Below are 9,557 nucleotides of genomic sequence, written 5' to 3' on the forward strand. Positions count from 1 at the left end.
TGCGCGGCGACGCGGCGCGGAGGCTCTCCGCCTCCGCGCCGCGCGGCTCGACCGGGCCGTCGGGCCACGGGACCGCGACCCGTACGAAACGGCACAAATGTCACGATATTAGATTATCCGAGGAGCGCCTTCGTGCATTTCCGGCGCTTCGGGCGCGGCCGGGCCCGCCTCACTCCACCGCGGTCGGCCTGCGGGAGGCGGCCATGGCGCCGGACACGCCCGACAGCGGGCGCAGCCGGTAGGTGTACGCGTAGTCGCGGTCGGCGAACAGCTTGTACTCGTCGTGGGTGTGGGCTCCCCAGCTGTTGTCGCCGCCCACGCCCATCTGCCGGTGGGCGACCCGCAGCACGACCTCCTCGCGCGGGGTGAGCTGGTAGTCGTGGCGCACACCGGTCGACAGGTCCTCCGGCGTGTGGTGCGAGGCGTTGACCTCCAGCGGGGCGTCCCCGCTGACGAGCAGGCCGGCGCCCTTGGCGTCGGTCAGCGCGATCCAGCGGACGTCGGTCCTGTTGCCGTTCTCCTGCGGGCGCAGGTAGGAGGTCCACTGCCCGGCGACGGTGCCGGAGTACAGGCCCACGTCGGTGGCGTTGTCGCGGTCCCAGTGGTTCTCCTCGGGGCCGCGGCCGTAGTAGTGCAGCCGCTCCAGGCGGGCGGGCAGGCGCAGCAGCGTGCCCACCTCGGGGATGTACGGCAGGGAGGCGGCGCCCGGACTCAGGGTGTTGTCGACCTTGATCTCGGCGTTGCCGAAGACCGTGTAGGTGGTGGTGTACGCCGACTCGGTCGTGGTGGGCAGGGTGCCGGTGACCTTGATCTCCACGGCCTTGTCCCCGAGGGCGCGCACGGCGACACCGGTCACCTCGCGGCGGGTGCCCGCGTCGCGCCAGGTCTGGTTGCGGGTGTGCTGGCCGTTGCCGCGGTCGTTGTCGGTGGGCGCGCGCCAGAAGTTGGGGGCGGGACCGGAGGCGATCAGTTCGGCGCCGCCCGCCCGGTAGGACGTGATGACGCCGGTCTCCTTGTCGACGGTGACGGTGAAGCCCTTGCCGGTGACGGTGACGGCGCGGTCCCCGTCGTCGTGGGAGAGCGCCGGGACGCCGGCGAGGGGGACCGGGCGTACGGCGGGGCTGCCCGCGTCGACGGCGAGCTGGCGCCGGGCGACCTCGAAACCCGCCTCGGCCCACTTCGTGGCCCGGCGGGTGGTGAAGGACAGCCGCAGGAAGTACTCGGCGCCGGGCGCCGGGTTCGCGGGCACCTCGAAGGGCACGGTGATCCGCTTGCTCGACAGCGGGGCGAGGTCGAGCTGGGAGCGGCTCAGCCGGCCGCGCTGGACGGTCCTGCCGTCGGCGACCAGCTCCCAACTTCCGTCGAATTCGCGGACGTTGGTGAAGAGGTGTTCGTTGGTGAGGGTGAGCGCGCCGCCGGGGGCGAGCGTGCCGCCGTCGGCGGGGGCCGCGTCGACGGCCTGGTAGATCTGCTTGACCTCGGCGGACTTGCCGGTGAGGCCGCGGTCGGCGGTGATGATGCCGTCCCCGGAGAACGCCCCGTCGTTGGGGTTGTCGGCCCAGTCGCCCCCGTAGGCGTAGAACGTCCGCTCGCGGGGGCGGGTCTCGGTGAGGCCGACGGTGGCCGCGTCGAACCAGAAGCGGACCCCGTCGTCACCGCTCCCCCGGCTGTCGGAGGCGAGTTCGGCCGCGCCGAGGGCGCGGGCGTACACCCGGGCGCGCCGGATCGTGCCGCTGAACTCGCGCGTGGGGTTGTCGACGTCGGTGGCGAGCGCGAGCGACGCGGTGTTGACGGAGGGCCGGCGGGTGGTCGTCCGGGTGGCCCGCACCTGGCCGTCGACGTACAGGGTCAGGGTGCCCGCGTCCGCGTCGAAGGCGCCCGCGACATGGTGTTCGCGGCCGGTCCAGTCGTCCGGCAGGGCCCAGGACGCGGCGATCCACTGGCCGCCGCCGTGGATGAAGAACTCCAGGGTCCGGTCGGTCTGCTTGAGCGCGTACTGGGTGTCGCCCTTGGCGAGGATCGGCTGGTGGTAGCCGGTGACACGCGGGGTGATCCAGGCTTCCAGGGTGAGGGACCCGGTCAGGTCGAGGCTGTCGTCACGGGCGAAGACGGTGCCGCCGGACACGCCCTCGGCGCGGCTGAACGTACCGGAGGGGGCGAGGAGTTCACCGCGCAGGGCGGCCGGTCCGGTCTCGGTGAACCGCTTGCGCGCGGGGGTGGGCCAGCTCAGGGCCTGGTCGACGAAGTCCCAGATCCAGCCGCCCTGGAGCACGTCGTAACGGCGTACGACGTCCCAGTACTTCTTGAAGTTGCCGTTGGAGTTCCCCATACCGTGCGAGTACTCGATCATCACGTACGGCCGGGTGTCGGCGGTGTCCTTGGCACGCTGCTCGACGCGGGAGGGGCTTTCGTACATCTCGGAGCGGATGTCGCTCATGCCCGGCCGGTCGTCGCCCTCGTACTGGATGACACGGGTGGTGTCGTAGGAGCGGATCCAGTCGTACATGGCGCTGAAGGTGCTGCCGCCGCCCGCCTCGTTGCCGAGGGACCAGATGACCACGCTGGCGTGGTTCTTGTCGCGGTGGACCATGGCGCGGGCGCGGGCCAGGGACGCCGCCGTCCACTCCTGGTTGTCGCCGGGGTACTCGTCGCGGATGCCGTGGGTCTCCAGGTTGGTCTCGTCCACGAGGTACAGGCCGTACTCGTCGGCGAGTTCGAGCCACTGCGGGTTGTTGGGGTAGTGCGAGGTGCGGACGCTGTTGATGTTGAGGCGCTTGACGATCTCGATGTCGCGGACCATGTCCGCCCGGTTGAGGGCGGAGCCGCGGACCGGGTGCATCTCGTGCCGGTTGGTGCCGCGGAAGGAGACCGGCTTGCCGTTGATGCGCATCAGGCCGTCCTTCAGCGCGAACTCGCGCAGGCCGACGCGGTGCGAGAGCGTCTCGGTCACCCGGCCCGCCTGGTCGCGCAGCCGGAGCACGGCCGTGTAGAGGTAGGGCTGTTCGGCCGACCACAGCCGCGGCCGGGGCACCGCCCGCGCCGCCTCCACGGTCGTCTCGGCACCGGAGTCCAGGGCGACGCCCCGGGTCAGCGGCCGGGACCACACCGGATGCCCGTCCGCGTCGTACAGCTGGGTCTCCACCGAGTAACGGCCGCCGCCCTGGCCGCCGTAGTCCCGCACGCTCGCGGTGACCGACAGCTCCGCCGCCGTGAAGTCCCCGCTCAGCGGGGTCTGCAGACGGAAGTCGCGCAGATGGACGGGAGGCGTGGAATACAAGTAGACCGAGCGGAAGATGCCGCTCAGCCGGATCATGTCCTGGTCCTCCAGCCAGTCGCCGTCGGAGTGGCGGTAGACCTCGACGGCGATCTGGTTGGCGCCCGGCTTCAGCAGCGCGGTGATGTCGTACTCGGCCGGGTCGTAGGAGTCCTCGTGGTAGCCGGCCAGGCGGCCGTTGATCCACACGTAGTGCGCGGACTTCACCCCCTCGAAGTGGAGGAAGGTGCGCCGTCCCGCCCAGCCGCGCGGGACCGTGAACGTACGGCGGTACTGGCCCACCGGGTTGCGGCGGGTGGGCGCGGCCGGCGGACGGGCCTCCTCGCCCAGGCCGTTGGGGCCCCACCAGGGGTAGTTGATGTTGACGTAGATCGGCCGGTCGTAGCCGTGCATCTGCCAGGCCGAGGGCACCGGGAGGGTGTCCCAGCGGCTGTCGTCCAGGTCGGTGCGGTGGAAGTCGGGGTCGCGGTCCTCGGGGCGCTCGGCGTACGCGAACTTCCAGGTGCCGTCCAGGCTCAGCCGGTACGGGGAGCGGGTGCGGTCGGCTGCCAGGGCCTGGTCGACGTCCGCGTACGGCATCAGCGTGGTGTGCGGCGGCTCGGTGCCGACCTGGAAGAGGCCGATGTTCCCGTTCCACTCCGGCGACGCGGCCGCCCCGGAGCCGTCGGCGGCGTACGCGGGGACGGGGATCTCGGAGACGGCGAGCGCGCCCAGGAGGGCTGCGCCTCCTTCCAGCAGCCGGCGGCGGCTGACCGGGACTGCGGGGGTACGGAACGGACCGGCGGGGGACACGGGCGGAACGGGCATCGACGGTGGCCTTCCTCTGGACGACAGTGCGGCGCTGCACGGCTGTGAGGGAGCGTCAGATCGTGTGCGGTGCTGTGGGGAAACCGAACGCACCCTAGGTTCTGAACCCCGGGGAAGCAATGATGCTGTCGGGGTCTGTGTGTTCCTGGGGGTCCGGGCCACCATTGTTGGCCGGTTTCCGACTCCGGGTACCGCCGCGGATTCGGCTCCGTGTTCCGCTCCGTGTTCCGCTCCGTGTTCCGCTCCGGGCGTGCCGACCCCGGCTCCGGGCCGGCCGCCGGGGTGTCAGGCGGCCGGCTCCACGTCCGTCAACTCGCCGGTGTCTCCCGCGAACTGCGTGCGGTACAGCTCGGCGTAGCGCCCCTGCGCCGCCAGCAGCTCCTCGTGCGTGCCGCGTTCGGCGATCCGGCCGTCCTCGACGACCAGGATCAGGTCGGCGGCGCGGACGGTGGACAGCCGGTGGGCGATCACCACGGCGGTCCTGCCGTCGAGCGCCTCCGTGAGCGCCTCCTGGACGGCCGCCTCGGACGTGTTGTCCAGGTGGGCGGTGGCCTCGTCGAGGATGACGGCGCGCTGACGGGCCAGCAGCAGCCGGGCGATGGTCAGGCGCTGGCGCTCGCCGCCGGAGAGGCGGTAGCCGCGTTCGCCGACCACGGTGTCCAGCCCGTCGGGCAGCGAGCGCACGAGGGCGTCGAGGCGGGAGCGGAGCAGGGCGTCCCACAGGTCGTCCTCGGTGGCGGCGGGACGGGCCAGCAGCAGGTTGGCGCGGACGGAGTCGTGGAAGAGGTGGCCGTCCTGGGTGACCATGCCGACGGTGGCGCGCAGGGACCGGGCGCTCAGGTCGCGCACGTCCACGCCGCCGACGCGCACCGCGCCCGCGTCGACGTCGTAGAGGCGGGGCAGCAGGTGGGCCACGGTGGACTTGCCCGCGCCGGAGGAGCCGACCAGGGCGACCGTCTGCCCGGGTTCGACGCGGAAGGAGAGTCCGTGCAGCACCTCGGCGCCGCCGCGGGTGTCGAGGGAGGCCACCTCCTCCAGGGAGGCGAGGGAGACCTTGTCGGCGGCGGGGTAGCCGAAGCGGACGCCGTCGAACTCCAGGGACACCGGCCCGTCGGGGACCTGCCGGGCGTCGGGCCGGTCCTGGACGAGGGGGACGAGGTCGAGCACCTCGAAGACCCGCTCGAAGCTGACGAGGGCGCTCATGACCTCGACGCGGGCCCCGGCGAGGGCGGTGAGCGGGGCGTACATCCGGGTCAGCAGCAGCGCGAGGGCGACGACGGCGCCCGGGTCCAGGGTGCCGCGCAGGGCGAACCAGCCGCCGAGGCCGTAGACCAGGGCGAGGGCCAGCGCGGAGACCAGGGTGAGCGCGGTGATGAACACCGACTGCGCGGTGGCGGTGCGCACGCCGATGCCGGCGACGTGGCGGGCCCGGCTCGCGAACTCCCGCGACTCCTCCTCGGGGCGGCCGAAGAGCTTGACGAGGGTGGCGCCGGGCGCGGAGAACCGCTCGGTCATCCGGGTGCCCATGGCGGCGTTGAGCGTGGCGGCCTCGCGCTGCATACGCGCCATGCGGTGCCCCATGCGCCGGGCCGGGACCACGAACACCGGCAGCAGGGCGAGCGCGAGGAGGGTGATCTGCCAGGAGAGGGTCAGCATGACGGCGAGGGTGAGCACCAGCGTGACCAGGTTGCTGACCACTCCGGAGAGCGTGTTGCTGAAGGCGCGCTGGGCGCCGATCACGTCGTTGTTGAGACGGGAGACGAGCGCTCCCGTACGAGTGCGTGTGAAGAACGCGACCGGCATGCGCTGCACATGATCGAACACCGCGGTCCGCAGATCGAGGATGAGCCCCTCGCCGAGCGTCGCCGACAGGCGCCGGGCGAGGATGCCCAGCGCGGCCTCCACGACCGCGATGAGGGCGATCAGCAGGGCGAGGCGTACGACGGCGCCGTCGTCGCCGCCCGTGACGATCGTGTCGACGACCCGTCCGGCCAGGACGGGGGTGGCGACGGCGAGCAGGGCGGTCAGCACCCCGAGCACGGCGAACAGCGCGATCCGGCGGCGGTGCGGGCGGGCGAAGGCGGCGATGCGGCGCAGCGTGGCGCGGGCGAAGGGGCGTCGCTCCCGTTCGGCGTTGACGACGCTGTGCAGTTGGGTCCAGGCGGTGGTCTCCATGCTCATGCCGGGAAACCTAGAACCTCGAGCAACCTTGAGGTCAAGGAGGGTTCCGCCGTCCGTGTCCGCCGCGCGGTGGGCGCCCGCCGACTGCGGCAGCCGGGTCGTAAGGCGGTGTCCGCGCCGCGGCAACCCGCCGTTGTCACGGCTGGGGGACCCTCTGGCGATGTGACAGCGGTACGCCTCTCCCCAGACGCCCTCTTCCCCGAAGCCGTCCCCTCGGGCGACGGCCGCTCCCCCGAGGCCCTCTCCCCGGACGGCCGCTCCCCCGAAGCCCCCCGCGCCGGTGTCCCCCGCGGTGAACGGCCCGCCCCGGTACGGCCCTCCTCCGCCGGGCGCCTGCTGCGCCGCGTCCCGCTGCGCAGGATTCTGGTGCTGCTCCCGCTCGCGCTCGTGGTGGTGGTCGCGGTGGACAACCGGGCCGTGCTCGGCGCGGGCGTCGGCCATCTGACGACCGCCAGGTGGCCGTGGCTGCTCGCCGCGGCCGGCGTGACCTGTCTGACCTGGGTGGCGGCGGCGGTGACCCGGCAGGGCGCGGTGGTCGACCGGCTGCCCGTACTGCGGCTGCTGGCCACGCAGTTCGCGGCCGGCGCGGCGAACCACCTGCTGCCCACCGGACTGGGCGCGAGCGCGGTCAACCTGCGTTTCATGACGGTGTGCGGGCTGCCGCTCGCCCGGTCCTCGGCCGCGCTCGCGCTGTATCTGCTCGCGGAGAGCATCGCCCGGGTGGGGCTGCTGGCCGCTCTGCTCGTCGCGTTCCCCGACGCGCTGCGGCTCGGCCCCCTGCTGCCGCCGGGCGGTCTCACCCCGCTGCTGCTCGGCGCGGGCGCGGCGGCCGTCCTGGCCGTGGTCGCGTTCACCGTCGTACGGCGGCTGCGGGAGGCGGTGCTGTCGTTCCTGCGCACGGCGCTGGGCGAGGCACGGTCGGTGCACGCGCGGCCCGCGCGAATGCTGGCGCTGTGGGGCGGCTCGCTGGCCTTCCCGCTGCTCCAGGCGTCCGGCCTGGTGCTGACCGGGCTCGCGCTCGGGCTGGACGTCCCGCCGGTGCACATGGCGGTGGCGTATCTGGCGGCGACCGTGGCGGTGGCGCTCGTGCCCACGCCCGGCGGCCTGGGCTCGGTGGAGGCGGCGCTGGTCGTGGCCCTGGTGGCGGCGGGCGGTCCGGCGGCGGTGGCGACGGCCGTGGTGCTCGCGTACCGGATCATCACCGTGTGGCTGCCGCTGCTGCCGGGGGCGCTGACGCTGGGGGCGCTGGTGCGCCGGAAGATCATCTGAGCGGTCGGGGGTGGCGTGCGGTTACGGCACCACCGGGGAGGGCCCCGGTCGCCATCCCGGTCCGCGTCGTGCGGGAGGGGGCGGGCGCTATGGGTGCTGGTGCCACAGGTGCTGGTGCCACAGGTACGGGTGCCATGGGGGCGGGCGCCACAAGTGCGACCGCCCATGGGTGCGGGCGCCGTGGGTGCTGGCGCCACAGGGGCGGGCGCCACGGGGGCGGGCGCCCATGGGCGCGGGCGCCGTGGGTTCGGGTGCCATGGGTGCTGGCGCCACAAGTGCAACCGCCCATGGGTGCTGGCGCCACAGGTGCAGACCGCCAAGAGTGCGGGCGACGTAGGGGCTGGCGGCATAGGTGCGGGCGCCGTGGGTGGGCGCAACATGGGTGCGGGCACCACGGGTGGGCGCAACACATGTGCAGGCACCACGGTGGGAGGGGAGGCAACATGGGCAGGCACCACGCACCCGGTCCACCGTCCTCCGGATGCGCCCCCGTGCATCCGGCGAGCCCCCGGATGCGGCCGTTCCGCCCTCCGGGGAGGCCGGGGTTCCGGAGAGAATGCCCGAAAGCGGCCGGTGCGCCGGTACGGCCCGCCGTCCCGGCACGAACACCTGTGCCCGATACGGCAGGATGAGCCCCGCGCGCCGGCCCCGGGGCGGGACGGCAGGCGCGAGGGCACATCGCGGAATCGAGCAGGGGACAACGTGACGAGACTTCACATCCGACCCGCGGCGCAGGCGTGCGCCGCAGCCTTCCTCCCCGGGGGTGAGCGGTGGCGGTGACGCGCGCACTCACGATGGACGACCTGGCCGTCGCCGGGATCGCGCTGGCGGCGGGACTGCTGGCGGCCTTCCTGCTGCGGCTGCTGATGCGCTGGCTGGGCAGGCACGCGGTGCGCACCCGCTGGGCGGGCGACGACCTGATCGTGGACGTGCTGCGGACCGTGGTGCCCTGGGCCGCCTTCCTGGGCGGCGCCGCCTCGGCGGGGGCGGCCCTGCCGCTGACCCGCACGGTCCAGCGCAGCGTCAACCAGACCCTGACCGTGCTGCTGATCTTCGTGGTGACGCTGGCCGCGGCGCGCGGCATCGCCGGGGTGATGCGCACGGTCGCCTCCTCCCGGCCCGGCGTCGCGGGCTCGGCCACGATCTTCGTCAACATCACCCGGGTCCTGGTCCTGGCCATCGGCTTCCTGGTGGTGCTCCAGACGCTGGGCATCTCCATAGCGCCGATGCTCACCGCGCTGGGCGTCGGCGGTCTCGCGGTCGCGCTGGCCCTCCAGGACACGCTCGCCAACCTCTTCGCGGGCATCCACATCCTCGCGTCCAAGACGGTCCAGCCCGGTGACTACATCCGGCTGAGCAGCGGCGAGGAGGGCTACGTCGAGGACATCAACTGGCGCCAGACGACCGTGCGCGCGCTGTCCAACAACCTGGTCGTCATCCCCAACGGGCAGCTGGCGAAGACCAACATGACCAACTTCATGCGCCCGGACCAGGAGTTGACGATCCTGCTCCAGGTCGGCGTCGGGTACGACAGCGACCTCGACCACGTCGAGCGGGTGACCAACGAGGTGATCGCGCAGGTCATGGCCGAGGTCGAGGGCGCCCTGCCGGACCATGAGCCGATCGTCCGGTTCCACACCTTCGGGGACTCCCGGATCGGCTTCACCGTCATCCTCGGCGTCGGCGAGTTCAGCGACCAGTACCGCATCAAGCACGAGTTCATCAAGCGGCTGCACAAGCGCTACCGGCTGGAGGGCATCCGCATCCCGGCGCCCACGCGCACGGTGGCCATCCAGCAGGGGGCGCCGGCCATCCCCCAGCAGCGGGTGCCCGAGGAGGCGGACGAGATGACCACCGCCCGCCTCGACTGACAGGTCCGTCCGGCGGCACACCGCGAGAGGCCGTCCGGGCCGCCGACCCGGCCGGTGCGCGGGAGGAGGCGGCGGTACGGACCCCGCAGAGCGCGAGGCGGACGGTGACCCGGCACCGGGCGGGGGGCGCGGGCGGCGACGCCGCGGCACCGGGC

Annotated in this window: 4 protein-coding genes; 2 read left to right on the forward strand and 2 right to left on the reverse strand. The window is 73.2% G+C overall.

What is annotated here, in order from left to right:
- Positions 1 to 169: 169 nt before the first annotated feature.
- Both SZN_RS32430 and SZN_RS32435 read right to left on the reverse strand, forming a co-directional pair.
- Positions 170 to 4,081, reverse strand: a complete 3,912-nt coding sequence (locus SZN_RS32430; RefSeq protein ID WP_007503414.1) for a glycoside hydrolase family 2 TIM barrel-domain containing protein — start codon at positions 4,079 to 4,081, stop codon at positions 170 to 172.
- A gap of 285 nt (positions 4,082 to 4,366) precedes the next feature.
- Entirely contained in the window at positions 4,367 to 6,262 is a 1,896-nt protein-coding gene (locus tag SZN_RS32435) for an ABC transporter ATP-binding protein (protein WP_007503420.1), read from the reverse strand.
- A gap of 336 nt (positions 6,263 to 6,598) precedes the next feature.
- On the opposite strand from SZN_RS32435, the gene SZN_RS32440 reads away from it, so the two are divergent.
- Both SZN_RS32440 and SZN_RS32445 read left to right on the forward strand, forming a co-directional pair.
- Positions 6,599 to 7,531: a lysylphosphatidylglycerol synthase transmembrane domain-containing protein gene (locus tag SZN_RS32440; protein WP_043734244.1), complete on the forward strand. Its 933-nt coding sequence runs from the start codon at positions 6,599 to 6,601 to the stop codon at positions 7,529 to 7,531.
- A 776-nt stretch (positions 7,532 to 8,307) separates the two neighbouring features.
- Positions 8,308 to 9,402 carry a mechanosensitive ion channel family protein gene (locus tag SZN_RS32445; RefSeq protein WP_007503423.1) on the forward strand — a complete coding sequence of 365 codons (1,095 nt, stop codon included), beginning with the start codon at positions 8,308 to 8,310 and terminating at the stop codon, positions 9,400 to 9,402.
- Positions 9,403 to 9,557: the final 155 nt, after the last annotated feature.

This window comes from Streptomyces zinciresistens K42, from assembly GCF_000225525.1.
In the GTDB taxonomy this organism is placed as follows: domain Bacteria; phylum Actinomycetota; class Actinomycetes; order Streptomycetales; family Streptomycetaceae; genus Streptomyces; species Streptomyces zinciresistens.